Below are 25,466 nucleotides of genomic sequence, written 5' to 3'. Positions count from 1 at the left end.
AAAGCGGCGGCGACCGCACAGGTGGCGGCCCTTACGGCACTCTGATTTGCCAACCCTTTACACTCCTGTAGAGCTGGTGACCCGTTCCCCCCGGACCGGGCCGCCCGCCGACCGGCCACCCTCGTCGCAGTGAAGGAGTCGCGGACCCCGCGATGGACGAACCTCCCAGTTCTCACCGTGCTGTTCCCGTCAAGACGTGTTCGACCAGCGGGGCGGGGGTGGCACGGTGACCGACGTCCTGCTGCTGCTCCTCGCCCTGGTGCTCACCGCCGCCTGCGCGGTCTTCGTCGCCGCGGAGTTCTCCCTGACCACCGTCGAGCGGGGCGCCCTCGAACGCGCCGCCGACGCCGGCGAGCGCGGCGCCCCCGTCGCGCTGAAGGCGGCCCGGCGCCTCACCTTCCAGCTCTCCGGCGCCCAGCTGGGCATCACCATCACCAGCCTGGTGATCGGCATGGTCGCCCAGCCGGCCGTGGCCGGGCTGCTGCGCGCACCGCTGGAGGCCCTGGGCCTGCCGAGCGGCGCGGTCAACACCGTCGGGATCCTGCTCGGGGTCCTGCTCTCCACCGTCGTGCTGATGGTCGCCGGCGAGCTCGTGCCCAAGAACTGGGCCATCTCGCGCCCGCTCGCCGTCGCGAAGGTGGTGGCCGGGCCGCAGTACTACTTCTCGGCCGCCTTCTCGCCGCTGATCGGGCACCTCAACAACACCGCGAACCGGGTGGTGCGGCGCCTGGGCCTGGAGCCCGCCGAGCACCTCGCCTCCGCCCGGACGCCGCAGGAGCTGGTCGCCCTCGCCCGGCACTCCGCCCGGGCCGGCGCGATAGAGCCCGACACCGCCGAACTCTTCGTCCGCTCGCTCAACCTGCGCGAGCTGACGGCGGAGAACGTGATGACCCCCCGGGTCGACGTCCGGGCTCTGGAGGAGCACGCCACGGCGGCCGACGTCGCCAACCTCACCCGGGCCACCGGGCTGTCCCGGTTCCCGGTCTACCGCGGCAACCTCGACCAGGTCGTCGGCGCCGTGCACATCAAGGACGCGCTCACCGTCCCCGCCGACCGGCGCCACCTGCACCCGGTGGCGAACCTGGTGACCGAGCCGCTGCTGGTGCCCGAGACGCTCACCGTCGACCGCCTGCTGGACCTGCTCCGCGGCGAGGAGACCATGGCGGTGGTGATCGACGAGTACGGCGGCACCGCCGGCATCGCCACCCTGGAGGACATCGTCGAGGAGGTCGTCGGCGAGGTCGTCGACGAGCACGACCCGGCCGAACTGCCCGACCTCATCGACCTCGGCGAGGGCCAGGACGGCCGCCACCGCTGGGACGCCGACGGCATCACCCGCACCGACCAGCTCGACACCGTCGGACTGCCCGACACCGAGGGGCCGTACGAGACGCTCGCCGGACTGATCGCCGACCACCTCGGCCGGATCCCCGTGCCCGGCGACGTCGTCGAGACCCACGGCTGGACCCTGCACGTCACGGCCGTCGCGCACCACGTCGCCGAACGCGTCCGGATCAGCGGCCCGGCCCCCGACGCCGACCCGGACACCGGTGCCGCCGACGGCACCGGACGCCGCCCGGAGGAGAACCGATGACCGCGATCCAGCTCGTCATCGGGCTGCTCACGCTGGTGACCAACGCCTTCTTCGTCGGCGGCGAGTTCGCCCTCATCTCGGTGCGGCGCAGCCAGATCGAACCGCGCGCGGAAGCCGGCGACCGGCGCGCCCGCACGGTGATCTGGGGTCTGGAGCACGTCTCCGCGATGCTGGCCACCGCCCAGCTCGGCATCACCGTCTCCTCGCTGGTGCTCGGCGCGGTCGCGGAACCCGCGATCGCCCACCTGCTGGAGCCCCCGCTGCACAGCGTCGGCGTGCCGGACGCCCTGATCCACTCGATCGCCTTCGTCGTCGCGCTGACCGTGGCGACCTACCTCCACATGCTGCTCGGCGAGATGATCCCCAAGAACATCGCCCTGGCCGCACCGGAGAAGGCCGCCTACCTGCTGGTGCCGCCGCTGGTCGCGGTGACCCGCGCGGTACGGCCGATCGCCTTCTCCATCAACGCCTTCGCCAACCGGATCCTGCGCCTGCTGAAGGTCGAGCCCAAGGACGAGGTCGCCTCGGTGTTCACCGAGGAGGAGCTGGCCCGCATGGTCAAGGACTCCTCCGACGCCGAGCTGCTCAGCGACCGCGACACCGAGCTGTTGCGGGACGCCCTGGAGCTGGGCTCGCGCCCGGTCTCCGAGGTGGTCACCCCGCGCGAGGAGATCGTCTTCGCCGGTCCCGGCACCACGCCGGTCGAGCTGGAGCAGCTCGCCGCCCGGACGGGGTTCTCCCGCTTCCCGGTGCTGGACGCGGACCGGACGGTGCTCGGCTACCTGCACATCAAGGACGCCCTGGAGCAGGACGGCGCCCGCGACCGGCCGTTCCCGGCCCGCGCGCTGCGCCCGATCGCGCGCGTCCCCGAGTCCACCCCGCTGGACGACGTGCTGACCGCCATGCGCCGCTCCGGCACCCACCTGGCCGCCGCGATCGCCGCCGACGGCACCGCCTCCGGCCTGGTCACCATGGAGGACGTCCTCAAGGAGCTGGTCCGCCCGGCCCCCGCGCGGCCTTAGCGGCGGGCGGGACGCGCGCCCGCCGCCCGCACCCGTACACAGCCCGCCCCGGACGCCACCGGGGCGGGCTGCGGGCTTTCCGGAGCCGCCGCCGAGCCGGCGCGACCGGCGACCGCCCCTGCCGGCCCGACGGCCCGACGGCCCGACGGCCCGGCAGGGGCGGTTTCGGCCATCCGGGGTCGGAGCGGCGCAAGAGGCACCCTTGTCGCCGCGGGCCGGGCGGCTGTTCCATGGCGGCATGGTCCGAAGCGAGCTCGTTCTGATGACCGATCACAGCTCGACCGAGGGCAGCCGGGAGATCCTGTCGACCGCCGTGCGGGAACTCACCGGCCGGGCACCCGTCCTCCTCGACGCCCGACACTTCATGACCGGCGGCACCGGCCGGATCTCCGGTTCCGGCTCCGGTTCCGGTGCTTCCGGCGCGGGCGGCGGCCTCCGGCTGGAGGTGCCCGGCGAGGGCGTCGCCGTGACGGCCGGGGCGGTGATCGTCTACGAGATCCCGCCGCACCGGCGCCGCGACTTCGAGCAGTGCCAGCGCCTGCTCGGCGCCCACGGCGCCCGCTCGCTCGGCACCGACGTCGACGCCTGGCGGGTGGCCACCGAGAAGGACCGCACCGTCGAACGGTTCACCCGGGACGGCATCGCGCACATGCCCACCATCGCGTTCTCCCGGCCCGCCCCGGGGGCCGTCGCCGAGGCCTTCGACCGGCTCGGCGGCGACGTCTGGGCCCGGCCGACCGTCGGGATGGGCGGCAACGACGTCTTCCACCTCACCACCGCTGCCCAACTCGCCGCCGCCGCCCGCTACTACGCCGAGGCGGGGGCCGACTGGCTGATCGCCCGCGACGCCCGGAACTTCACCGCGGACGGCCGGCGCCACCAGTACCGGGTGGTGGTCCTCGACGGACGCGTGGTGCGCGCTGTCGAGCACGTCCAGCCGGACCCGGACGCGCCCTGCAACGAGAGCCAGGGCGCTCTCTCGGCGGTCCTGCCGGAAAGTGAACTACCGGCCGGTCTGGCCGAGTTGGCGATCTCCGCGACCAAGTCGCTCGGCCTCCCGCTGGCCGGCGTCGACCTCGCGGCCGAGAGCGGCGGCGTGGTCTTCGAGGTGAACGTCCACCCGCAGTTCGGCACCGTCGGCGGCCTGGAGTCGACCGCCGTCCCGTACGTGGCCGCGCACCTGTAGCCGGGGCCGGGGCGCCACTCCGGCCGGGGCCCTGGTCGGAGGCACGGGCGCGCGGGTACTAGACTCGGGACAGTTGTGCAGGCACCTCGTTCGGTGAGGCGTCGCCACGGACACAGGCCACTGACCCCACGACGTCGAGAGACGCCCAGGTTCAGGACAGGTCTCCCCGGCCTAAGGGGTGACCCCAAGTGGCTGCACCCCCGGGTGCTACGCCGTGGCGTGCCAAAGCTCTGACGAGATCAGGGGTGCCCACCCGTTCCCGCAGGGCAGCCGTGCCCTCGGCCGTACGGCGTGGCTCGCTCCCTGATGGCCCGGTAACGGCGACCCGGGGTACGGGCGCCCCGACGGCGAGGAGGTGAGAGCTGTGGATTCCAGTAGTCCGGGCCGAAGTCGGCCCTGCCCCGGCACCGCCCCCTCTTCTCCTGGCCCCCGGCACCCCTCCTCCCGTACCGCTCCCGCTCCCCGCCGCCGCACCGCCCGTCGCTGACGACGGGCCACCGCGCGGCCGGGCGCCGTGCGCGGTGGAGGCCGGCCGGGCGCCTCCCCACCCGCCCCGGCTTCCCGCGACCGACGTCCAGGGAGCGCGGCGGACACCGAACCGTGGAGGTACCCCGCCATGTCCGACTGGCGTGTGCGCGCCGTGCGCGCGAGCAAGCGTCCGTTCTCCCGCTCCGACAACACCGCCCCCGGCGGCGAGGTCCAGCCGGCGCCCGAGCACTCGATGGACCCCCGGCCCGACCAGCCGGTCGAGCCCGTGGCGCTGGAGCGCTCCGTCGTGGAGGCCGCCGTCTACCGCGACGGCCGCCGGGTCGAGCCGCCCGCCAGCCTCGCCGACATCTACCGCCAACTGCCCGCCAAGCCCGGCACGATGGCCTGGATCGGGCTGTTCCGGCCCGCCGAGGCACAGCTGCTGGAGGCCGCCGAGCGGTTCAACCTGCACGAGCTCGCGGTCGAGGACGCCATCGTCGCCCACCAGCGGCCGAAGCTGGAGCGCTACGGCGACACGCTGTTCGTCGTGCTGCGCGCCGCCCGCTACCTGGACGACGTGGAGGAGGTCGACTTCGGCGAGGTCCACCTCTTCGTCGGCCCCGACTTCGTCCTCACCGTGCGCCACTCGCAGGCGCCCGACCTCTCCGCGGTGCGCCGCCGGTTGGAGGACGACCCGGAGCTGCTCGCCCTCGGCCCCGAGGCCGTGCTGTACGCGGTGCTGGACGCGGTGGTCGACGGCTACGCGCCGGTGATCGCCGGTCTCCAGCACGACATCGACGAGATCGAGACCGAGGTGTTCGGCGGCGACCCGCAGGTCTCCCGGCGCATCTACGAACTCTCCCGCGAGGTGATCGAGCTCCAGCGGGCCACCCGGCCGCTGCTGGAGATCATGAAGAGCCTGGAGGCGGGCTTCGGCAAGTACGGCACCGACGACGAGCTCCAGCGGTACCTGCGGGACGTCGCCGACCACGCCACCTACGCCGCCGAGCGGGTGGACGGCTTCCGGCAGATGCTGCAGAACATCCTCACCGTCAACGCGACCCTGGTGTCGCAGCGGCAGAACGAGGAGATGAAGCAGCTGGCCGAGGCCGGGCACATGCAGAACGACGAGATCAAGAAGATCTCCTCCTGGGCCGCCATCCTGTTCGCGCCGACCCTGATCGGGACCGTCTACGGCATGAACTTCGAGAAGATGCCCGAGCTCAAGTGGGCCTTCGGCTATCCGTTCGCGATCGGCCTGATGGCGCTGGTCTGCGTGAGCCTCTACTTCATCTTCAAGCGGCGCGACTGGCTGTAGCGGGGGAGCGGGGCGGGGATCCCCGTACGTACGGGGACCCGACCCCGGGCGTACGGGGACCGACCCCGGGCGTACGGGGACCCGACCCCGGGCGTACGGGTTCGGGACGCCGGGAGTACGGGGTCGGCCGTTCCGGCGTACGGGGCCGGCACTCCGGGAGTACGGGTCCGACACTCCGGGAGTACGGGTCCGGCACTTCCGGCGTACGGGCCGGGACCTCCGGTGTAGGGGACCGGGCCGGTGCCATCCCTGCGGGGGATCCGGCACCCCGCCGATCGGCGCGCGCCCGGTGCTTGGTGTGCGTGCTAGCTTCCGGGCCATGGGATCACGTGGGTCACGCGCGGCCGCGGCGCAGCAAGCGATCGAGGGCGTAAGGGAGTTGGCCGGTGCGGGGCTGACGGCCGAGCAGGTGTTCCGGCGGGCCGACGAACTGCTGCGCGACGTCCTGGAGTACGACGCCGTCTGCTGGCACACCGCCGACCCGGCGACCGGTCTGGTCAACTCCGTGCTGAGTGACGACCTCAGCCTGGACTCCTTCGAGAACGCCGTCCGGCTGGAGGTGTGGGCCGACGACCCGGCCACCTTCCCCAGGATCCGCCGCAGCGGCGTCCGGGCCGAGACGCTCAGCCGGGCGACCCAGGGCCGCCCCGAGCGGGCCGCCCGCTTCCGCGAGCAGATCGCCCCGGCCGGGTTCGGCGACGAGCTGCGCGCGACCTTCGACGCGCACGGCGGGATGTGGGGCTGCGCCGCGTTCATGCGGGCCGCCGACCGGGGGCACTTCCTCGGCCGCCACCGCGAGCTCGCCGACACCGCCGCCCGGCACCTGGGCCACGCGCTGCGGGCCTGCCACCTGCCGCCGGGCGGCAGGGCGGACGCCGACGCGGGACCGGCCGTCGTGGTGCTGGGCCCGTCGAACCGGCTGGTCGCCCTCTCCGGTCCGGCCGAGGAGCTGCTCGCCCGGCTGGCCGACCCGTCCCGCACCTCGCTGGGGCTGCCGACCGCCTTCGCGATGGCCGCCGAGCAGGCCCGCCGCACGGCGAGCGGGCTGCCGGTGCCCCAGGCGAAGATCCGCATCCAGTCCGGCGACGGCCGCTGGTACGTGCTGCACGGCTCCTCGCTGCAGGGCTCCGCGGCCGGCGAGGTGACGGTGGTGGCGACCGCGGCCACCCCGGCCGACGCGATGCCGCTCTACCTCTCCGCGTACGGGCTGACCGCGCGCGAGCAGGAGGTGGCCCTGCTGCTGGTGCGCGGCTGCGACACCCGGGACGTCTCACGGCTGTTGACGATGAAGCCCTACACCGTGCAGGACCACCTCAAGTCGGTGTTCGCCAAGGCGGGAGTGGCCAGCCGCCGCGAGCTGATAGCCCGGATCATGCTCGGCGGCGGGCACTGAGCGGGGCGGCGGGGCGGGCGACGGGACCCGGTCGGCCGATGCGCGTTTGACAAATCCCCTTGCCGGAGCGGCAGATAGGAGCCATGGCCGACCACCCCCACGACAGTGTCCACCCCACCGCAGACCCCGGCAGCGCCGCCGGTGACGACCTCGCCGCGGTCCTGACCACGGTGGGCCCCCGCCTGCGGGCCCTGCGGCGCGAGCGCGGCAGCACCCTGGCCGGGCTGAGCGCGGCGACCGGGATCTCCCTCAGCACGCTGTCCCGCCTGGAGTCCGGTCAGCGCAAGCCGACCCTGGAACTGCTGCTGCCGCTCGCCCGGGAGTACCGGGTGCCGCTGGACGAACTGGTCGGCGCCCCGGCCACCGGCGACCCGCGGATCCACGCCCGCCCGTTCAAGCGGTACGGCCAGACCTTCATCCCGCTCACCCGCCACCTCGGCGGCCTGCACGCCTACAAGCACATCATGCCGCCGGGCCACGGCGCCGGCCCCGAGCTCGAAACGCGGGTGCACGAGGGCCACGAGTGGGTCTACGTGCTCGCCGGGCGGCTGCGCCTGCTGCTCGGCTCGCAGGACCTCGTCCTCACCGCCGGGGAGGCCGCCGAGTTCGACACCAGGACCCCGCACGCGTTCGGCAACGCCGGGCCGAACGCGGTCGAGTTCCTCAGCCTGTTCGGCGCCCAGGGCGAACGCATCCACGTCCGGGCGAAGCCGGGAACCCCCGTTCGTTAGCTGTCCGCGGGGTTCCGATCGGGGCCCCGCGAGGCGGTGCGGAGGGGGCCGGGGATGAGTGTCGAGGAGACCGCGGGGAGCGGCACGAGCGGCCGTCCGGCCGCTCCGGACCGGGGCGCCGGACCGGGTACCGACCCGGGGCCGGAGCCGGAGCCGGTCGACGGGACCGGTACCGGCGGGGCCGAGGCCGGTGCGGGCTCCGGCTTCGTCGCCCGGGTCCGCCGGGCGGTGCGCAGGAAACGTCCGTTCTGGCAGGAGCTGCCGATCCTGCTGGTCCTGGCCCTGCTGCTCTCGCTGGGCATCAAGACCTTCTTCGTCCAGGCCTTCAAAATCCCCTCGGGGTCGATGCAGCACACCCTGGAGAAGGACGACCGGGTGCTGGTCGACAAGTTCACCCCGTGGTTCGGTGCCGGGCCGGAGCGCGGTGAGGTGGTGGTCTTCCGCGATCCGGGCGGCTGGCTGGACGGTCCGCCCGCGGCCACCGACAACTCCTTCCTGCACGGCATCAGGAAGGCGCTCAGCGTGGTCGGCCTGATGCCCTCGGAGGAGGAGAAGGACCTGATCAAGCGGGTGATCGCGGTCGGCGGCGACACCGTGGAGTGCGACACCGGCAGCCCGGTGAAGGTGAACGGCGTCGCGCTGGACGAGCCGTACCTCTACCCGGGGGCGACGCCCTGCGGCGACCGGCCGGCCGGGACGGTCGAGGTGCCCAAGGACCGGATCTGGGTGATGGGCGACCACCGGGACGACTCCCGTGACTCCCGCTACCACGTCGACGAGCCCGGGGGCGGCTTCGTTCCGGTGGAGAACGTGATCGGCCGGGCCTTCGTCGTGGCCTGGCCGCTCGGGCACTGGGCCACCCTCCCCGTCCCCGGGACCTTCGACCAGAAGGGCCTGGAGCGGCCGGGCGCGGCGGGCGGCGCCTGGTCGGTGGAGGACCAGCCGGCGCCGGAGGCCGCCGCACTCGCCGCGGCCGTCCCGTTCGCGCTCCGGCGCCGAGGCCGCAGTACCGAGGAGCGCACCGCCGAGCGGCGCGGGGCCGGTACCACGGAGTCCTGAGCCGGTACGCGCCGCGGCCGCCCCCGGGGTCCGGGGGGACGGCCGCGGCGCGGGGGCACTCAGGACTTGAGGAACTCCAGGAGGTCGGCCTCGAAGGCGGTCCGGTACGCCCCGTGCAGACCGTGCGAGCCGCCCGGGTAGACCTTGAGGACGTTGTTCGGGACGAGCTTCGCCGCCTTCAGCGCGGCGGCCGCGATCGGGACGATCTGGTCGTCGTCACCGTGCGCGATCAGCGTGGGGATGTCGATGCGCCGCAGGTCCTCGGTGAAGTCGGTCTCGGAGAACTGCCGGACGCACTCGTACGCGCCGCGCGCGCCGACCTGCATGCCCCAGAGCCAGAACGCCCGGCGGATGCCCGCGGCGCCGACGAGGTCCGCGTCGGGGCGGTCGAACCCGTAGAAGGACTCGCTGAGCTCCCAGTAGAACTGCGAGCGGTTGCCGTCGACCCCGGCCCGGATGTCGTCGAAGGCGGCGAGGGGCGTGCCCTCGGGATTGCCGGGGCCCTGCAGCATCAGCGGCGGGACGGCGCCGAGCAGGACGGCCTTGGCGGCCCGGGCCGACCCGTGCCGGCCGAGGTAGCGCGCCACCTCGCCGCCGCCGGTCGAATGGCCCACCAGGACGGCGTCACGCAGGTCCAACTGCTCGATCAGCTGGGCGAGGTCGTCGGCGTAGGTGTCCATGTCGTTGCCGTGCCAGGGCTGGTCGGACCGGCCGTGGCCGCGCCGGTCGTGGGCGATCGCACGGAAGCCGTTCCCGGCGACCAGCCGCAGCTGTTCGTCCCACACGTCGGCGTTCAGCGGCCAGCCGTGGCTGAAGACGACGGGGCGGCCGCTGCCCCAGTCCTTGTAGTGGATCCGGGTGCCGTCGCTGGTGGTGATGGTGGGCAAGGGGGCTCCTTCGCACGGGATGCGGGACGGGGAGGAGGTGGGGACAGGGCGGGGTCGGGGCGCGGTCGGGGCTTCGGCTGTCCCCGGGGCGGGTCGGTCGTGCGGGTCGGTCGTGCGGGTCGGTCGGTCGGGTCGGTCGGGCGGGTCGGGCGGGTCGGGCGGCCCGGTGAGGCATGACCGCGCACTCCGCCGACGCTAGGCCCGGAGCGGGCCCGCCGCCCCGCGAAGGTGACGCTCCGTCAGCGTGTCGGCCGGGAACGTCGGCCGAACGGGTGACCGAGGACGGGGCCGAGGCAACCCGGGCCCGCCCGGCCGACGGTTCGGCGACGGCCCCGTCCGGAGCCGGACAGCTGCCATCGCGCCTGGTGGGCAGCGGTCCGCCGGGCGTCCGGGCCGTCCTATGCTGGCGGGATGATCGAACTTCCCGGCTTCGCCGCGCTGCTGGCCCGACTGCTGGACCACCGGGGCCCGGAGCCCGCCGAGTCGGCCCGCCGGGCCGGCGTCACCGACGCCGAGCTGGCAGCGGTGCTGGACGGCGCCGCGCCGGATCCGGCGCTGCTGCGCCGACTCGCGCCCGCCCTCGGCCTGGACACCGCCGACCTGTTCGAGATCGCGGCGCTGCCGCTGCCGGCGGACCTCGCGCCGGCCGGCGGGATGGCCACCACCTCGATCGTCGGCGTGGTGCGGTTCGGCATGGCGCTGCCGGCCGACCGGCGGGCGGAACTGCGCTCCTTCGTCACCTCGCTGCCGCCGGCCGACCGGCCGGGGCGCATCGAGGGGCTGCCCGCCTCGGTGCCGGACCCGGCCTCCGCCGGGAACCTGCTGATGCGGATGGTCGCCACCCGGAACCTCGGGTGGACCGGAACCACGAAGATCTTCCACCTGCTCACCGGCCGGTACTGGATGTCCGACGCGTACGGGCGGATCTCCTCCGGGGCTGACGCGCCCACCCCGGACCTGGTCGCCGACTTCGCGCTCGTGCTGGGCATCCCGGCGGGCGACCTCGCGGCGCTCCTCGGGATGCCGCTGCCGCCGGAACTGCCCGGGCCGGACGCCGCCGTCGCGGACGCCGCCCTGCTGCTCCGGGGCCTGCGGCGGCTGGGCGTCGCGCAGCTGCGCGAGGCGGAGGACCTGGCGAGGGCCCTGCAGCCGTCCTGACCGGGGCGGCCCGCCGGTGGTGCGGACAGCCGGTGGTCCGGTCGGCGGACGGTGCGGCCCACCGATGATCCGGGCGGGCTCCGGTACGGATCCTCTACAGCGCTGTAGAGTCGTTCGGGTGGCGACTACGCCCGGTCGCGCGGCCGTCCCGTCGGGGAGCCGGCGACCGCACCGGAACGGGAGGGCGCAACCGTGGTGGAAGGTCGGGGCATGCCCGTACTCGAAGGCAGGCGCGAGGCACGGAACGGAACAGACCCGCGCGGAACAGGACCGGGCGGACCGGGGTGGGGTGAACCCGCGCCGGACGGACCGGAGCGGGACGGGCCGGAGCGGGGTGGACCGGAGCGGGGCGCGGGCCCGGTGGACACCGAGGTGGAGTGGGTCTACCAGCCGGTCGAGGTGCACTTCGACGACGACCGATGGGCCCTCGGGCGGATCAGCGGATGGTGGCAGGACGCGGGCGGACGGCGCTGGTGCCGGCTGAGGGTGGCCCGGAGCGGTCACCCGGCCCGCTGGGAGCCGTTCGACCCGGCGCGGGTGGTTCTGCTGCCCGTCGGCGGACTCTGAAGCCCCGTCGGGGCGGTGCCGCCCGGGCCCGGACCGGGCCGCGGCAGGCCACTTGCCCGGGATTGGCCCTGGCCCCGGCGGAGCGGACCGGCCGAGGATGAGCGGTATGAGCGATTTCGACAGCGCGCTGCGCCCCGAGAGCCGGATCGTCCACCCGCCCGTCCCGGAGGTGACCGGCAGTCGCCCGATGGGAGTGCCGCTGCACCAGAGCCACCTGTTCGCGTTCGAGGACAACGACGCCCTGACGCGCGCGTTCGCCGGACCGGACGAGGCCTTCCTCTACAACCGCTACGGCAACCCGACGGTCCGCTCGCTGGAGCAGGCGGTCGCCGGGCTGGAGGGCGGTGCGGGCGCGATCGCCACCGCCTCCGGCATGGGCGCGATCAACACCGTGCTGCTCGCACTGCTGAGCTCCGGCGACCACGTGATCGCCCAGCGGAGCCTGTACGGCGGCACCTTCGCGATGCTCGCCGACCTCGCCCGGCGCTGGGGCGTGGAGGTCACCCACGTCGGGGGCGACGACCCGGAGGAGGTGCGGGCCGCACTGCGCCCCCGCACCCGCCTGCTGCACCTGGAGACGATCTCCAACCCGACCACCCGCGTCACCGACCTGCCCGGGCTGATCGGGGTCGCCCGGGAGGCCGGGGTGCTCAGCGTGGTGGACAACACCTTCGCCACCCCGCTGCTCTGCCGGCCGATCGAGCACGGCGCCGACGTCGTGGTCCACTCGGCCACCAAGTATCTCGGCGGGCACTCCGACGTGCTGGCCGGGATCGCCGTCTTCGCCGACCCCGAACTCCACCGCACCGTCTGGCACTACGCGGTCGAACTGGGCGCCTCGGCCGACCCGCACAGCGCCTGGCTGACGCTGCGCGGCCTGCAGACCCTGGCCCTGCGGGTGCGCCGGCACTGCGAGAGCGCCCGGGAGCTGGCCGGCCGGCTGGCCGGTCACCCGGCCGTCACCGGCGTCCACTACCCGGGCCTGCCCGCCCACCCCGACCACGAACTCGCCCGCCGGCTGCTGCCGGAGGGCCACGGCGGGGTGCTCGCCTTCGACCTGGCGGGCGGCCGGGAGGCGGCCCGGGCCTTCACCGAGTCGGTCCGGCTGGCCTCGCTGGCCCCCTCGCTCGGGGGCGTGCACACCCTCGTCCTGCACCCGGCCAGCACCTCGCACCGCCAGCTCGACGACGCGGAACTGGCGGCGGCCGGCATCGGCCCGGGCACCGTCCGGGTCGCCGTGGGGATCGAGCATCCCGAGGACCTCTGGGCCGACCTGGACCAGGCGCTCGCCAAGCTCTGAGCCCGACGGCCGTGCGGCGGTGCGGCCGGGGCGGCCAGGACGGCGATGTCGTCCTGGCCGCCCCGGCGGCTGCCGGGCCGAGCGCGTGCGGCGCGGCTAAGAGCAGGTCGTCCGGCTCGCCGGCGGCGTGCGGTGCGGTCAGGCCCCGGGTGCGGGCGGCTGCTTGAGCTTGGCCCAGACGACCTCCAGGGCCGCGATGTCCGCGTCGTCGAGCCGGTCGTCGAAGGCCTCGGCCAGGACGGCGCGCCGGGTGGCGTCGGCGGCGGCGAAGAGCCGGCGGCCCTCGGGGGTCAGGGTGATCCGCACCGAGCGGGCGTCGACGGGGGAGGGGACGCGCTCGACCAGGCCGCGGGCCTGGAGCGAGTCGGCCACCCGGGAGACCTGGCTCCGGCTGAGCAGCGTCTTGGCGCCGAGGTCGGAGGCGGCCACCGGCTCCTCCTGCCCGTGCAGCCAGAGCATCACCTCGAACCAGGAGAGCGGCAGGTCGTGGGCCTTGCCGAGGGCCTGGTCGACCTTGGCACCGAGGGTGGTGCCGGCCCAGACGAGTCCGTAGAAGGCGTGGTCGCGGGCGGTGAGCTCGCCCAGGGTGAGTTCGGTACGCGCCATGCCGACACCCTACCTGTTTGCATGTGCGTACACACGGATCTATGGTGTGTGTGCACGCACACAAATCCGAGCCGTCGGGAGCACCCTCATGACCACCGCCCGCATCGCCCTGATCACCGGTACGTCCTCCGGCATCGGCCTGGCCGCCGCCGTGGCCGTCGCCCGCGCCGGGCACCACGTCGTCGCCACGATGCGTGACACCGGCCGCTCCGGCGCGCTGCTCGCCGCCGCCGAGGCGGCGGGCGTCGCCGACCGGATCGAGGTGGCCCGGCTGGACGTCACCGATCCGCGGTCGGTCGAGGCCTGCGTGGCCGGTGTGGTCGCCCGGCACGGGCGCCTCGACGCCGTCGTCAACAACGCCGGAGCCGGCTACGTCGGCACCGTCGAGCAGGACGGACTGAAGCCGGTCCGGGCCACGATGGAGGTCAACTTCTTCGGTGTCGTCGACGTCACCCGCGCCGCGCTGCCGCACCTGCGGGCCGTCGGCGGCCGGGTGGTCACCGTCACCAGCGTCGGCGGCGTGGTCGGGCAGCCCTTCAACGAGGCCTACTGCGCGGCCAAGTTCGCCGTCGAGGGCTTCATGGAGGCGCTGGCGCCGGTCGCCGCCACCGTCGGCGTCAAGGTCACCGTCGTCGAGCCGGGTGCGGTGGCCAGCGAGTTCGTCGCCAGCCAGGGCCTGGACATCCCCGCCCTGCTGGCCGCCGCCGGCCCCTACGCCCCCGCGCTGGACGCCTACGCCGCCCGCACCCGGGCGGCGTTCACCCGGGCGCAGACCCCGGAGCAGGCCGCCGAGTCGGTGGTGGAGGCGCTGACCGCCGAGCAGCCGCCGTTCCGGATGCAGACCTCCGAGACCGCCCGCGCCTTCGTCGGCGCCAAGCTCGCCGATCTGGACGGCTCCGCCGTGCAGGAGCTCACCGGTGGCTGGGTCGGCTGACCACCGCCGGGGCCGCCCCCGCACCTCCTCTGGTTGAGGACATGCCAGGTCAGCGGGGTGCGGAGCGGCACGTGCCCCCGAGAGGTTCCAGCCGATGGACGGATTGACGACCGGTCATACTGGGCGAGGCCTGAGCGCAGGCCACGGGCGCCGACGACGGCGCCGAGCACGCCCCAGACCGGAGGAACCGATGAGCCGCCACCTGCCGACCACCGTTCCGCCGGGCGGGACGCCGGCGCAGCCGTGGAACCGGCAGCGACTGCGGAGCAACAACGAATGGCTGCTGCTCGAACTGCTGCGCACCGGCGGTCCCTCCTCACGCGCCCAGCTCGCCCGGGACACCGGGCTGTCCAAGCCCACCGTCTCCGCCGCCCTGGCCGCGCTGGAGCAGGCCGGACTGGCCCGCGAGGCGGGCCGGTTCGTCCCCGAGCGCGGCCGGACGGCGGTGCTCTACGAGCCGGACCCGACGGCCGGCCACGTACTCGGCGTGGACATCGGCCGGGGCTGGCTCCGGGTCGCGGTGGCCGACCTCGCCGGGCGGATCGTCGCCCGCCGGGACGTGCCCAACAAGGGCCGCTCGGCCAACGCGGTGGCCGACGCCGTGGTCGCGGCCGCCCGGGAGACCGCCGCCGAGGCGGGGCTGGCGGCCGGCGACATCGTGCACGCGGTGATCGGCACCCCGGGTGTCTGGGACGAGCAGCGGCGCGGCGTGCGGTACGCGACCAGCCTGCCCGGCTGGGGCAGACGCGGTCTGTTCGACCGGATCGCGGCGGGGCTGGAGACCGCCGTCACCGTCGGCAACGACGCCAACCTCGCCGCCCTCGGCGAGTTCACCCTCGGCGCCGGGCGGGGCAGCCGGATGTTCGCCTACCTGCTGATCGGCACCGGCCTCGGCGTCGGCGTCCTCAAGGACGGCGAACTGCTCTCCGGCGCGCACGGCGCGGCCGGCGAGGTCGGTCTGGTGCCGCTGCCCCCCGGAGCCGACGGCGGGCCGGGCCGGACGATCGAGCAGGAGGCCGGGGCCGACGCGGTGGTCCGCACCGCACTGGGCCTCGGCATGCGCGGCCCGCTGACGGCCAAGCAGGTCTTCGACGCGGCCCGGGCCGGCGACCCGCTCGCCGCCCGCGCGGTCGAGCGCGAGGCCGAACAGCTCGCGTACGCGATCGCCGTGCTCGCGGCCGTGCTCGATCCGGACCTGGTGGTGCTCGGCGGCGGCGTCGGCGGCAGCGCCGACCTCCTGCTGGAACCGCTGGAGCGCGAGCTGCACCGCCTCACCCCGCTGCGCCCCAAGCTCGCCCCGAGCGGGCTGGGGGAGCAGGCCGTGCTGCTCGGCGCCGTCGCCACCGCCCTGGACACCGCGCGGCCCGAGGTCTTCGAGCGCCGCTCGGCCCTGGCGGACCACGGCGTGCCGCTCTGACGGACCGCGGCCCCGCCGTTCCGGCGGACCGGCGGACCGGCCGACCGGACCGCCGCGCCGTGGTCCCGGCCGGAGCGGCCCGGACCACGGCGGTGCCTCCCGATCAGCAGCTGATGCTGCCCCGGCGCAGCGCGTGGCCGCCGGTGTTGCTGTCGTCGGCCCAGTAGACGGGCTTGGCGCCGGCGGTGCACTCCCCGGCGCCGGCCAGGGCGAAGCCCTCGTTGTTCAGGTTGGCCAGGCCGCTCGGCCGGTTGAACACCGCGGTGGTGACGAAGGTGCCGCCCGCGCCGACCTGCATCGTCCGGTGCTGGCCGTCGCAGGTGTCGTCGCACACCACCCAGAGCCGGGAGGCCTGCGGCTCCCACTGCAGCTCCATGACCCCGGCCATGCCGCTGCCGAGGGTGGCCACCCGGGTGAACGCCCCGCTGTCCTGGAGGACGAAGCCGTAGATCTGGCCGCCCTCGACGCCGACCAGGAACACCCCGCCCCCGTGCGCGCCGTACCCGGCCGGGTCGTAGGCCGCGTGGGTCGACTCGTCGGTGAACCCGGCGCCGGTCAGATAGCCGTCGGGGATCCAGGTGATGCCCTCGAGCCCGAGGTTGGCGCCCACCGACGGCAGGGCGGAGGTCAGGTTCCACTCCTTCGCGGCGGTCAGCGTGGTGCCCGTGCCGCCCACGTCGTACCGCAGGACGGAGAGCCTGCTGGTGCCAGAGGCGTCACCGTTGCGCTCGCTCGCGACGAACACGCCCCCCGAGGCGCCGGCGCCGGTGAGGGTGACGCCCTCGCTGTCAGGGGTGCCGGAGCCGCCCGGGAAGCGCAGCTTCTTGCCGGCCGTCCAGCCGTTCGCGGTGTCCGGCTTCCACCCGCCGGACCCGTTCGGCACCAGCCGCCACAGCTTGCCGGAGTTCTGCGCCCCCCACAGCACGCCGCCCTCCTGGTAGAGACCGCTGAGGTCCGACCCGAAGACGTTGGAGGCGTCGGCGTTCGCCACCGTCCCGCTGCCCGGCCAGGCCACCGGCGAGGTGCCGCCGGTGCTGCCGCAGGCGTTCGCCGCGCCCAGGGTGAGCGCCGCCTTGCGGAAGGCGCCGGTGCCGTCGGGGCAGCGCGACCAGGACGGGGCGGAGTGCTCGCTCCAGCTGAAGCTGTCGACCAGGGTGCTGCCGTTCGGCAGGTACAGCCGCGCCTTGTCGGAGGAGCCCAGGCCGAACGCGCCGTGGACGTCGAAGGCGCGGAACCCGCCGGGGGCCAGCGTGGTACCGGCGGCGATCGCGTACTTCGAGCCGTTGTCGTCGTCCTTGAGGATCCAGCCGGAGACGTCCACCGCGGTGGTGCCCTTGTTGTAGAGCTCGACGGAGTCGTCGACGTCCCCGGTGGTCACCACCTCGTTGATCCGGATGTCGTCGGTCGAGGCCGCGCGGGCGGGCGAGGCGCTCAGCAGCCCCGCCGGCCCGGCGGCGGCGACGAGGAGGAAGGCGAGGCTTCGGCGCCAGCGCGGTGCGCGCGATTCGGTCACGATGTCCGTCCCGGGATCGTCCTGTCAGGGTGTCACCACCCTTCCGCCACCGACCCAACGGGCGCCCGCGGCCGGGCGAGCGCCGTATGAACAGCGGACGAACCGCCGGGCGTGGCCCGGGTGGCAGCAGACCGGGTAGGTCGTACCTCCCACTGTTCCCCTCGCGGCCCCCGTGAACCGCCCCTCCCGCGGGCGCGGGCTCCGGCGTGGGCGGGAGCACCCCCGGGGCGCCCGGGGCCGGTGGGGTCCGCCGTGGCGGGCAGCGGCTTCCGGGGGCATCCTCTCGATGACCAAAGCCCTTACACATCAAGGAATATGAGGTAGCGTCATGGGTTCGGCACGACCGATCCGGAGGTCCGGCCGGCCGGGGCAGGGGTGGGAGCGGCCGGGGGAGCGCATCGGGCGGGCCGTGGCCTTCGCGATCGGTTCGCCCCGTCGGCGGCACGGATTCTTCGAGGGGCTGGATGGACACGGTGGACTGGTCGTGGGTCGGCCGGGCACGCGACGGTGTGCTCTGCCACGGACGGACAGGTGACCGGCCGTACGCGGTTCGCCTCCCGGAGGTGCTCGCCCCGCCCGCCGGCCCCCCGCCCGCCGAACTGACCGGCCGCGACGCGGAGCTCGACGCGCTGCGCACCGCGCTCACCGCCGACGGGCACCCGTGCGTGGTCGTCACCGGACCGCCGGGCGTCGGCAAGAGCGCGCTGGCGCGTCGGACCGGGCACGCCCTCCGGTCCGACGGGCACTTCCCGGGCGGCCTGCTCACGATCGATCTCCATGGCTCCGACCACGTCCGCCGTCAACTCCCCGGACGCGCCCTCGGCCTGGCGCTGCGCGCCGCTGGGCTGCCGCCCGAGCACATCCCGCCCGGGCCGGCCGGCCGGGCCGCGCTGCTGCACCGCACCCTGGCGGCCTACGCCGACCAGGGGCGCCGCGTGCTGCTGCACCTGGACGACCCGGCCACCGACGACGACCTGGCCCCGCTGCTGCCCGCCCCCGGCACGGGCGCCGTGCTGGTGACGGCGCGACACACCCCGTGGGACGTTCCGGGCACCGTCCGCGGGCTGCCACCGCTCTCCGCGACGGACGCCACCGACCTGCTGCGGGCCGAGCTGGCCGCCCGCGGCGCCCGCGGGCCGGCCGACGCGGCGCACGGACTCGAACTGCGGCGCCTCGCCAAGGCCTGCGGCGGCCTGCCGCACGCGCTGCTGGTGGCGGCGGCCACCATGGTCCGGACCGGTACGACGGCGGCCGACACCTCCCGGGAGCTCGACCGGCTCCGGGCCGGTCTGGGACGGCTCGACGGGCCGGTGCAGACCCTCGCGGCCGTTCACCTGCTCGCGCTGGGCGCGCTGGGCACCGGGCCGGCCCGGCTGCTGCGGCTGACCCGGCTCCTCCCGGGGCCGGACTTCTCCACCGAGAACGCCCAGGACCTCGCCGGACCCTCCGCCGGGACGGTCGCCGCCGACCTCGCCGAGCTGCTGGCGGTCGGCCTGGTCGCGCCCGGCGGCGCTCCCGACCGGTGGCGGCCGACGCTGCCCGCCGACGACGACCTGCCGCCGGCCGTCCCGGGGACGCCCGCCGGCGCCGCCGACGAGGCCCGCGAGGCCCTGGAGCGCTTGGTCCGCGCCCACACCGAACGGGTCCGGGCCGCCTGCCTGCACCTGAGTCCCGGGCGGCCCGGCCACGGGGCCGACCCGCGCGCCTTCGCGGACCGCGCCGCCGCGCTCGCCCGGCTCGACGCCGAGCACCCGACCTCGGCGGGGCTGCTGCGCCGGGCGGCGACCACCGGCGGCCCCGAGGCGGCGGTGGGCCTCGCCCAGGCGCTCGACCCGTACCTGGAGCACGGCCTGCACCGCGACGAGCTCGCCGACGCCGCCGCCCTCCTCCGGGCCCTGGCCGGTGAGCGCGGCGACCCCGGCGCGGAGTTGGCGGCCCAGGTGAGGTTCGGCCGCCTGCACGGCCTGGACGGGAACCACGAGGAGGCCCTGGCGGTGCTGCGCGGGGCGGCGGAGGGAGCGCGGCGGATCCGACACTGGGAGGTCGCGGCGACGGCGCTGGCCGCCCTGGCCGAGGCCTGGCGGGCGGTCGGCCGGCCGGCGGAGGCGGCGCGGGAGGGCCGTCGCGCGGCCGCGATCGCCGCCCGGATGACCGGCGACGCGGAGGTCGACTACCGGGGGAGCCTGCACGCGGGGCTCGCGCTCGCGGAGCAGGGGCGGGCGAAGGCCGCCGGGAAGGACCTGAGCCGGGCCGTCCGGGTGGCCGAGGCGGCCGGCGACCAGCTCCGCACCGGCGTCGCCAACGTGCAGCTCGGCCTGGTCGGCCTCGACCTGATGGGCCGGGCGGTGCCCGCCGGAGCGCTGTTCGCGATCGCGGTGCACGCCTTCCGGGAGGCCGGCGACCGGCGCCGCGAGCTCGTCGCCCTCGGTCTGGTCGGGCGGGCCGGCGGTGACCTGGGACTGGGCTTCCTGGCCGAGGCGGGCGAGGGGCTGCTCGGTCTGGGCGACGAGCTCGCCGCCCACCTGGTGCTGGAGGAGGCCGGCGACGCGCTGGCGGAGGCCGGACAGCACGAGCAGGCGGCCGCGGTCCACCGTGCCGTCGCCGACTTCCGCGCCCGCGTCGGCGACCCGGCCGGCCGGGCCCGCGCCCTGACCGCGCTGGCTTCCTCCCTCGGACGGCTGGCACGCCACGACGAGGCCGTGTCCCGGGCCGCCGAGGCGGTCGCCGCGGCCCGGGAGGGTGCTTCCCCGGCCGTCCTGTCGGCGGCGTTGAGCGGCCTCGGCAGGTCCCTGCACGACGGCGGGCGACCGCTGGAGGCCGTCGACCCGCTGCACGAGGCGGTGGCGCTGGCCGCCGAGCAGGACGACGCGTCCGCCGAGGTGTGGGCGCTGGCCCTGCTCGGCTCCGCCCTCACGGTGGCGGGTCGGCGCACGGAGGCCGCCGCCGCCTTCCGCCGTTCCCGGGCGGCGGTGCGGCGCGTCCAGGAGCCGGTGCCCCGGGCCGCGGTCCACCCCGCCCGGCCGGATCGGCCGGCGGCGCCGACGGTCACGGTGGTGGAGGCGACGGTGCCCCCCGGAGCCGTCCCGCCGGGCGCCGCCGCCCGGGGTTCGCGGTCGGGCGGCGGTGCGGCGTCCGAGAAGGGTTCGCACTTCCGGCGCGCGTCCACCGCCTACGCCCAGGTGACGGTCCTGCTGGCCGTCGCGGCCTGGGCGGCCTTCGCGCCGGGCGGGCCCTGGGCCACCGCGGCCGCCGTCGTCACCGGAGTGAGTGCGGTGCTCGCCCTGGTGGCCGGGCTGGCCTTCCGGAACGCCGGCGGCGCGGACGTCGCGACGCCGGCCCAGGTGGCGCTGCAGGCCGTCTGGACGCTCCTGACGGTGCCGGTGCTGCTGCTGCACGCGCTCTCGCTGATGCGCGGTGAGCTGTTCCTCACCGGGCCCGTTCCGAGCCTGGCCGGCTTCGTGGCCTACCTCGTCCTGGCCGCCCTGGTCCGCCGGGCCGGACGGTTCGGCGCGGTGGCCCTCGGCGTGTAGCGGCGAGGGCCACCGCGCGCCGCCCGGGCCGCGGGCTCCGGTCCGCGCCTAGCCGACAGCCTGGTACCCACCGTCCTCGGCGCGGAAGATCTGCTTGGCCTTGGCGAGCAACTGGAGGTCACGGCGCACGGTGCGCGGGTCCGGGCGGGGCAGGTAGGTCTCGCGGGCCCGGTGCCAGTCCCAGGTGCCGCCGTCCTGCCGCATGATGTCCAGGAGCCGCTGCCGGCGCTCGATCGCCGAGGCGGGTGGGGTTTGGTCGTCGTTCATGGGTTCATTCTCTCGCATCGCGGCGCCGGGTCGGGACGGGGGCGCCCTGGGCGGCGGGGAACCGCGCGTAGTCGCCCGTGTTCCCGCCGTTCAGGGCCGGACCATGATCCTCCAGCCGGGACCGGCCCGGCGGCAGAGCCTAGGGCGCTCGGCCGATCGCGACCGGGACCAGCGGCGGAGGCCGGCCGGACCGCTCGCTCCGTACCGTGGTGGAATGACTGTCGATCTGGAGAAGTACTTCGCCCGCATCGGATGGGAGGGCGAGTCCGCGCCCACTGTCGCGACCCTTCGCTCCCTGCACCGCGCGCACATCCTCGGCATCCCGTTCGAGAACCTCGACGTGGTCACCGGCTCGGTGCCGTCGCTGGATGTCGGTGAGCTCCAGGCGAAGCTCGTCGACAGCTCCCGCGGCGGCTACTGCTTCGAACACAGCTCCCTGTTCGCCGCGGTGCTGGACGAGTTGGGCTTCGGGGTCACCCGGCTGACCGGCCGGGTGCGGGTCGGCGCGCGTGCCGGGGAGGTCCGACCGCGGACCCATATGGTGCTGGCCGTCCAGGTGCCCGGCGAATCCGGCCGCCACCTCGTCGACGTCGGATTCGGGTCCGTCGGCGGGCTGCTGGAGCCGCTCCCGATGATCCCCGGTGAAGCTCGCGAGGCTGCCGGGCGCACCCACCGGCTGGTCGTCGAGGAGGCGGACGGCCCCGCGCCCGTCTGGGTGCTGCAGGCGAGGACGGGCGAGGCCTGGGAGGACCAGCACGCCTTCACCCTGGACCCGGTCCCGGCGCCCGACCTCACGATGTCCAACTGGTTCGTGGCCACCTACCCGCGCTCGCCGTTCCGGCGGTTCTACCTCCAGCGCACCCGGACCGCCGACCACGTGCGGCTCGACGGGAAGACCTTCACCCACACCGACGCGGCGGGCACGACCACCGCCCGGGAGCTCGAAAGCCCTGAGGAACTGGTGGAGTTGCTGACGTCCGAGTTCGGCATCAACCCGCCCCCGGGCGTCGCCGCGGCCTTCTGACCCCGCACCTCGGAGCCCGGGACGCCGGGGTTGCGGCCCCGCGCCAATTCGGCGCGGGGCCGCCGGCTGCTCCGGAGGGTCAGCTCCCGGCGGGGAAGTCGCCGGAGCGGACTCCGGCGATGAAGGCCCGCCAGGCGTCGGCGGGGAAGTCGAGCGCGGGGCCGTGGGCGTCCTTGCTGTCCCGGACCACGATGGCGTCCTCAAGTTCCCCGCACTCGACGCAGTTGTCGTTCGGGTTGCTGGCCAGTGCCTTCTTCCATTTCACGGGAAGGGCTGAGGCGACGGGGAAGTGGGTCACTTGAGCTTGTCTCTCTTCTCTGCGATGAGGTTGAACGACTGGTCGAGATCCAGGGCGGTCGCCATGATCTCGTCGAATGCCGCTCGGTAGAGGTCGACGTGATCGGGGTCCTCCACCCAGTCGCTGCTCAGCATTCCGCTGAGCAGTACGAGATCGAGATCCCGTTGCCGGAATTCCAGGAGAGCGAAGGAGCCGGTCATTCCGGGGTGTGGCGGTGCCATGGCCGGCATGATCTGGATCTTGACGTTCGGGAGCTTGCTGAACTGCTGAAGTTTGTCCAGCTGGTCGACCATCACGCCAGGGGCCGCGGTCATGGTCAGGGCTGATTCGTGGATGACGGCCCACAGCTTGAGGGGGTTCTCGGCTCTGGTCAGGACGAACTGACGGTTGATCCGGACCTCGACGCGCTCTTCGACACTGGTCTTCGTCAGGACGCCGCTGGCGATGATGGCGTGGGCGTACTGCCGAGTCTGGAGCAATCCTGGGATATAGGCCGACTCGTATGACCTATTGCCGATCGCTGTCTCTTCGAGACGGATCAGGTCGGTGTAGAGCGGGTTCAGCTGCTCGTATCCGGCCATCCAGCCCGGTCGGCGCTTGTCCCGGAGGATCTCGACCAGGACTTCCTTCAGCTCCTCGTCGCACTCGTAGAAGTCGAGGAGTGCGCGGACCACTTCGGGCTTCAGTTGGACCCGGGCGTTCTCGTATCTGCTGAGCTTCACGAGGTTGACGCCGTCGACCTGGGCGACGACTTCCTCGGCCGAGAGGTTCTTGAGCTCCCGAAGCCTCCTGAGCTCCGCCGCGATGCGCCGGTAGCGCACAGCCGGCACTGCAACCGCCATCTGTGTAACCCCTCCAGAGCTGTCCGTGCACCAGTGTGCACGTCCCGGGTGATGGTTCGCCACTGCCAACCCGAGCTTATGGGCGCCACCTTGGCGTCAGAACTGAAAGTTTTCATATTTGCTCGACATGGCTTCCGGGGGCGTTGAGCCATGCTCCATGCTGATGGTGATGGAGCGATGACGCACGGTGACATGTGTCGCCGTCTGCCTTGTCTGCCGATGCCTCCTGATCCCCCCGCATGCGGAAGGTGGTTCCCCCATGTCCGGAACGCCCGAAAGCCCGGTCGCCGTCATCCATGAGCGCAGCTACTGGCTGCTGCGCAGCGACAGATCGCCGGGTGATGCCCGGCGGCTGCTCGAAGAACTGCTCATGGAGGTCCCGGATGGTCAATGCTTCGCGGAGGCCGCGCTGTTGATCGTCTCGGAGCTGGTGACCAATGCCGTGCTCCACGGGACGCCCGGCGGCAACCGGGTCCGGCTGGTGATGTCCGTCTGCGCCTCGTGGCTGCGGATCGAGGTGCACGATGCTCGGGCGGACAGGGAGCCTGTGCTCCGGGCCGGTGGCTCCGACGACGAGTCAGGGCGGGGGCTCTTCCTCGTCAAGTCCCTCTCGCGCCGTTGGGGTTGTTGTCCTCGCCCGGGGGTCGGGAAGATCGTGTGGGCGGAGGTCGGGCCCGAGGGGTGGGGCGCCGCGTGAGGTGGGCCCGAGGGGACCGCTGACGCGACGGCGGCCCCGGAGCCGAAGCTCCGGGGCCGCCGGGCCGTCGTCGGACAGGTCAGACCGTGGCGTCCGCCGTGGTGGTCGGCGTGAGGTACTCCTCCCGGATCTCGCGGGGGCCGAAGGGCCAGGTGCGTTCGGTGCGGGCCCAGAGGAGGAAGGCGCCGCAGCCCGCGACGACCCAGGCCAGCGACCACTCGATGGGGTGGAAGCCGGGCGCGTTGCGGTCCGCGTAGCCGTAGATGACCAGCCAGCCGACGGCCGCGACGATGCCGGGTGCCGGGTAGAGCCACATCCTGTACGGCCGGACGAGGCCGGGCTGGCGGCGGCGCAGGACGGTGACCGCGACGATCTGGGCGAGGGCCTGGACGATCACCATCACGGTGGTGAGCAGGTTGATCAGCAGGGTCAGCGGGGGGTGGTCGGTGCTGGCGCCGAGGTGGCGGCCGAGCAGGAAGCCGGCCGCGGTGAGTACGCCCATGGCGGCCAGGCCGAGGACGGGGAAGCCGTGCCTGGGGTGGAGCCGGCCGAAGGCCCGGAAGAAGACGCCGTCGCGTGCCGCGTCGTAGGGCACCCGGGAGCCGCCGAACAGGCCGGCGAGGACGGAGGCGAAGGCGGTGACCAGGATCAGTACGGTGACCACCTGGGCGGCGCCCTTGCCCCAGGTGCTCTCCAGGACCGCCGAGGCGACCGACCTGGAGGCCACCGACTCCGGGTCGAGCATCGCGTGCCAGTCCATCGCGCCCAGGACGCCGATCTGCAGCAGCAGGTAGATGGTCATGATGCCGACGATGGACAGCACGATGGCGCGCGGCAGGACCCGGCCCGGGGCGCGGACCTCGGCGCCGACGTAGGCGGCGGTGTTGTACCCGAGGTAGTCGTAGATGCCGATGGTGAGGCCGGCCGCGAAGCCGATCCAGAACTGGCCGTGGGTGAGTTCGACGGCGTGCGAGGGCCAGTCGAAGGCGCGGCTCGGGCTGAAGTGGGTGTAGCAGGCCACGATCACGGCGAGCACCGAGAGGATCATCACCCCCCACATCACGGTGGTGAGCCGGGCGATGTTCTCGACCCGCCGCCAGAGCAGGAGCACCACCAGCGCGCAGAACGCGATCCCGACCAGGTCGCCCTGGCCGCTCGTCATGCCGGGCCAGAGGTAGCCGAGGTACTGGACGAAGCCGACCACGCCGGTGGACATGATCAGCGGGATGAAGAGCATGGCCGTCCAGACGAAGAGGAACGGCATCAGTCGCCCGGTCCGGTACTGGAAGGCCTCGCGCAGGTAGACGTACGTCCCGCCGGCGCCCGGCAGGGAGGCGCCGAGTTCGGCCCAGACCAGGCCGTCGGCGAGGGCCAGGACGGCGCCGGCCATCCAGCCGATGACGGCCTGCGGGCCGCCGAAGGCCGCGACCATCAGCGGGATCGTGACGAAGGGGCCGATGCCGCACATCTGGCTCATGTTGAGCGCGGTGGCCTGGAAGAGGCCGATTCTTCGGGTAAGGCCGGGGGACACCGGGGCCTCCGAACGTGGGGGAGTGGGGCGCCGGGCGGGTTGCCGGGGGGTTCAAGTTAGGGAGCATTACTTATTTCGTCAAGCCGCTCGGGTGGCAAGGGGGTTACTCCGGTGACGGTTGGGA

The 25,466-nt window shown here is 74.4% G+C and carries 22 protein-coding genes and 1 riboswitch; of the genes, 15 read left to right on the top strand and 7 right to left on the bottom strand.

What is annotated here, in order from left to right; translation table 11 throughout:
- Positions 1-226: 226 nt before the first annotated feature.
- The 7 genes from ACZ4UX_RS11400 (at position 227) to lepB (ending at position 8,771) form a co-directional block, all read left to right on the top strand.
- Positions 227-1,594, top strand: a complete 1,368-nt coding sequence (locus tag ACZ4UX_RS11400) for a hemolysin family protein (protein ID WP_359834791.1) — start codon at positions 227-229, stop codon at positions 1,592-1,594.
- Positions 1,591-2,616, top strand: a complete 1,026-nt coding sequence (locus tag ACZ4UX_RS11395) for a hemolysin family protein (protein WP_352290741.1) — start codon at positions 1,591-1,593, stop codon at positions 2,614-2,616. Before ACZ4UX_RS11400 ends, ACZ4UX_RS11395 begins: the two co-directional genes overlap by 4 nt.
- Before the next feature lie 262 nt (positions 2,617-2,878).
- The gene (locus tag ACZ4UX_RS11390; RefSeq protein ID WP_465706457.1) at positions 2,879-3,802 is read left to right on the top strand and encodes an ATP-grasp domain-containing protein; all 924 of its coding nucleotides are present in this window, start codon (positions 2,879-2,881) and stop codon (positions 3,800-3,802) included.
- 78 nt (positions 3,803-3,880) lie between these two features.
- A riboswitch (M-box (ykoK) riboswitch) is annotated at positions 3,881-4,054 on the top strand.
- A gap of 364 nt (positions 4,055-4,418) precedes the next feature.
- Positions 4,419-5,588 (top strand): magnesium and cobalt transport protein CorA, encoded by a 1,170-nt coding sequence (locus tag ACZ4UX_RS11385; RefSeq protein ID WP_329491400.1) that lies wholly within the window; start codon positions 4,419-4,421, stop codon positions 5,586-5,588.
- A gap of 319 nt (positions 5,589-5,907) precedes the next feature.
- Positions 5,908-6,981 (top strand): helix-turn-helix transcriptional regulator, encoded by a 1,074-nt coding sequence (locus ACZ4UX_RS11380; RefSeq protein WP_465706456.1) that lies wholly within the window; start codon positions 5,908-5,910, stop codon positions 6,979-6,981.
- An 83-nt stretch (positions 6,982-7,064) separates the two neighbouring features.
- Positions 7,065-7,712 carry a helix-turn-helix domain-containing protein gene (locus ACZ4UX_RS11375; RefSeq protein ID WP_465706455.1) on the top strand — a complete coding sequence of 216 codons (648 nt, stop codon included), beginning with the start codon at positions 7,065-7,067 and terminating at the stop codon, positions 7,710-7,712.
- Between the two features lie 54 nt (positions 7,713-7,766).
- Complete coding sequence (gene lepB / locus ACZ4UX_RS11370; RefSeq protein ID WP_465706454.1) at positions 7,767-8,771, top strand: signal peptidase I; 1,005 nt, start codon at positions 7,767-7,769, stop codon at positions 8,769-8,771.
- 59 nt (positions 8,772-8,830) lie between these two features.
- Here the strand turns inward: lepB and ACZ4UX_RS11365 are convergent, their stop codons facing one another.
- Complete coding sequence (locus ACZ4UX_RS11365) at positions 8,831-9,658, bottom strand: alpha/beta fold hydrolase (RefSeq protein WP_465706453.1); 828 nt, start codon at positions 9,656-9,658, stop codon at positions 8,831-8,833.
- 411 nt (positions 9,659-10,069) lie between these two features.
- Here ACZ4UX_RS11365 and ACZ4UX_RS11360 point away from each other — a divergent pair, with 411 nt between their 5' ends.
- The 3 genes from ACZ4UX_RS11360 to ACZ4UX_RS11350 all read left to right on the top strand — a co-directional run bounded on the left by ACZ4UX_RS11360 (position 10,070) and on the right by ACZ4UX_RS11350 (position 12,683).
- Positions 10,070-10,816, top strand: a complete 747-nt coding sequence (locus tag ACZ4UX_RS11360) for a hypothetical protein (RefSeq protein WP_465706452.1) — start codon at positions 10,070-10,072, stop codon at positions 10,814-10,816.
- A gap of 360 nt (positions 10,817-11,176) precedes the next feature.
- Positions 11,177-11,383, top strand: a complete 207-nt coding sequence (locus ACZ4UX_RS11355) for a hypothetical protein (protein ID WP_329491405.1) — start codon at positions 11,177-11,179, stop codon at positions 11,381-11,383.
- 106 nt (positions 11,384-11,489) lie between these two features.
- Entirely contained in the window at positions 11,490-12,683 is a 1,194-nt protein-coding gene (locus ACZ4UX_RS11350; protein ID WP_465706451.1) for a trans-sulfuration enzyme family protein, read from the top strand.
- Between the two features lie 138 nt (positions 12,684-12,821).
- Here ACZ4UX_RS11350 and ACZ4UX_RS11345 read toward each other — a convergent pair whose 3' ends face one another.
- Entirely contained in the window at positions 12,822-13,289 is a 468-nt protein-coding gene (locus tag ACZ4UX_RS11345; RefSeq protein WP_465706450.1) for a MarR family winged helix-turn-helix transcriptional regulator, read from the bottom strand.
- Positions 13,290-13,377: 88 nt separating this feature from the next.
- On the opposite strand from ACZ4UX_RS11345, the gene ACZ4UX_RS11340 reads away from it, so the two are divergent.
- Together ACZ4UX_RS11340 and ACZ4UX_RS11335 are read left to right on the top strand one after the other, a co-directional pair.
- The gene (locus ACZ4UX_RS11340; RefSeq protein WP_329491408.1) at positions 13,378-14,223 is read left to right on the top strand and encodes an SDR family NAD(P)-dependent oxidoreductase; all 846 of its coding nucleotides are present in this window, start codon (positions 13,378-13,380) and stop codon (positions 14,221-14,223) included.
- 190 nt (positions 14,224-14,413) lie between these two features.
- Positions 14,414-15,640 carry an ROK family transcriptional regulator gene (locus ACZ4UX_RS11335; protein WP_465706449.1) on the top strand — a complete coding sequence of 409 codons (1,227 nt, stop codon included), beginning with the start codon at positions 14,414-14,416 and terminating at the stop codon, positions 15,638-15,640.
- A gap of 103 nt (positions 15,641-15,743) precedes the next feature.
- Here the strand turns inward: ACZ4UX_RS11335 and ACZ4UX_RS11330 are convergent, their stop codons facing one another.
- Positions 15,744-17,153, bottom strand: a complete 1,410-nt coding sequence (locus ACZ4UX_RS11330) for a lamin tail domain-containing protein (RefSeq protein ID WP_465706448.1) — start codon at positions 17,151-17,153, stop codon at positions 15,744-15,746.
- 464 nt (positions 17,154-17,617) lie between these two features.
- Between ACZ4UX_RS11330 and ACZ4UX_RS11325 the strand changes: the two genes are divergently transcribed.
- Entirely contained in the window at positions 17,618-20,683 is a 3,066-nt protein-coding gene (locus ACZ4UX_RS11325) for an AAA family ATPase (protein ID WP_465706447.1), read from the top strand.
- 48 nt (positions 20,684-20,731) lie between these two features.
- Here the strand turns inward: ACZ4UX_RS11325 and ACZ4UX_RS11320 are convergent, their stop codons facing one another.
- Positions 20,732-20,950, bottom strand: a complete 219-nt coding sequence (locus ACZ4UX_RS11320; protein ID WP_465706446.1) for a hypothetical protein — start codon at positions 20,948-20,950, stop codon at positions 20,732-20,734.
- A 214-nt stretch (positions 20,951-21,164) separates the two neighbouring features.
- Here ACZ4UX_RS11320 and ACZ4UX_RS11315 point away from each other — a divergent pair, with 214 nt between their 5' ends.
- Positions 21,165-21,974, top strand: coding sequence for an arylamine N-acetyltransferase family protein (locus tag ACZ4UX_RS11315; RefSeq protein ID WP_465706445.1), 810 nt, complete (start codon positions 21,165-21,167; stop codon positions 21,972-21,974).
- Between the two features lie 79 nt (positions 21,975-22,053).
- On the opposite strand, the gene ACZ4UX_RS11310 is transcribed toward ACZ4UX_RS11315, so the two are convergent.
- Together ACZ4UX_RS11310 and ACZ4UX_RS11305 are read right to left on the bottom strand one after the other, a co-directional pair.
- Positions 22,054-22,239 (bottom strand): DUF397 domain-containing protein, encoded by a 186-nt coding sequence (locus tag ACZ4UX_RS11310; RefSeq protein WP_465706444.1) that lies wholly within the window; start codon positions 22,237-22,239, stop codon positions 22,054-22,056.
- 29 nt (positions 22,240-22,268) lie between these two features.
- A complete protein-coding gene (locus ACZ4UX_RS11305; RefSeq protein WP_359834758.1) occupies positions 22,269-23,114 on the bottom strand; it encodes a helix-turn-helix domain-containing protein in 846 nt (281 codons plus the stop codon).
- Positions 23,115-23,373: 259 nt separating this feature from the next.
- On the opposite strand from ACZ4UX_RS11305, the gene ACZ4UX_RS11300 reads away from it, so the two are divergent.
- Positions 23,374-23,811, top strand: a complete 438-nt coding sequence (locus ACZ4UX_RS11300) for an ATP-binding protein (protein ID WP_465706443.1) — start codon at positions 23,374-23,376, stop codon at positions 23,809-23,811.
- A 79-nt stretch (positions 23,812-23,890) separates the two neighbouring features.
- Here ACZ4UX_RS11300 and ACZ4UX_RS11295 read toward each other — a convergent pair whose 3' ends face one another.
- Entirely contained in the window at positions 23,891-25,342 is a 1,452-nt protein-coding gene (locus ACZ4UX_RS11295; RefSeq protein WP_465706442.1) for an APC family permease, read from the bottom strand.
- Positions 25,343-25,466: the final 124 nt, after the last annotated feature.

It is taken from the genome of Kitasatospora sp. NPDC028961, assembly GCF_055564815.1.
This window is presented reverse-complemented; position numbering and strand designations above follow the sequence as displayed.

Bases quoted from the DNA above. Each gene is read 5' to 3' on its own strand.
- ACZ4UX_RS11385 (WP_329491400.1), top strand. From the start codon at position 4,419: ATGTCCGACTGGCGTGTGCGCGCCGTGCGCGCGAGCAAGCGTCCGTTC.
- ACZ4UX_RS11320 (WP_465706446.1), bottom strand. From the start codon at position 20,950: ATGAACGACGACCAAACCCCACCCGCCTCGGCGATCGAGCGCCGGCAG.
- ACZ4UX_RS11340 (WP_329491408.1), top strand. From the start codon at position 13,378: ATGACCACCGCCCGCATCGCCCTGATCACCGGTACGTCCTCCGGCATC.
- lepB (WP_465706454.1), top strand. From the start codon at position 7,767: ATGAGTGTCGAGGAGACCGCGGGGAGCGGCACGAGCGGCCGTCCGGCC.
- ACZ4UX_RS11300 (WP_465706443.1), top strand. From the start codon at position 23,374: ATGTCCGGAACGCCCGAAAGCCCGGTCGCCGTCATCCATGAGCGCAGC.
- ACZ4UX_RS11345 (WP_465706450.1), bottom strand. From the start codon at position 13,289: ATGGCGCGTACCGAACTCACCCTGGGCGAGCTCACCGCCCGCGACCAC.
- ACZ4UX_RS11375 (WP_465706455.1), top strand. From the start codon at position 7,065: ATGGCCGACCACCCCCACGACAGTGTCCACCCCACCGCAGACCCCGGC.
- ACZ4UX_RS11335 (WP_465706449.1), top strand. From the start codon at position 14,414: ATGAGCCGCCACCTGCCGACCACCGTTCCGCCGGGCGGGACGCCGGCG.
- ACZ4UX_RS11305 (WP_359834758.1), bottom strand. From the start codon at position 23,114: ATGGCGGTTGCAGTGCCGGCTGTGCGCTACCGGCGCATCGCGGCGGAG.
- ACZ4UX_RS11360 (WP_465706452.1), top strand. From the start codon at position 10,070: ATGATCGAACTTCCCGGCTTCGCCGCGCTGCTGGCCCGACTGCTGGAC.
- ACZ4UX_RS11315 (WP_465706445.1), top strand. From the start codon at position 21,165: ATGACTGTCGATCTGGAGAAGTACTTCGCCCGCATCGGATGGGAGGGC.
- ACZ4UX_RS11325 (WP_465706447.1), top strand. From the start codon at position 17,618: ATGGACACGGTGGACTGGTCGTGGGTCGGCCGGGCACGCGACGGTGTG.
- ACZ4UX_RS11380 (WP_465706456.1), top strand. From the start codon at position 5,908: ATGGGATCACGTGGGTCACGCGCGGCCGCGGCGCAGCAAGCGATCGAG.
- ACZ4UX_RS11390 (WP_465706457.1), top strand. From the start codon at position 2,879: ATGACCGATCACAGCTCGACCGAGGGCAGCCGGGAGATCCTGTCGACC.
- ACZ4UX_RS11395 (WP_352290741.1), top strand. From the start codon at position 1,591: ATGACCGCGATCCAGCTCGTCATCGGGCTGCTCACGCTGGTGACCAAC.
- ACZ4UX_RS11350 (WP_465706451.1), top strand. From the start codon at position 11,490: ATGAGCGATTTCGACAGCGCGCTGCGCCCCGAGAGCCGGATCGTCCAC.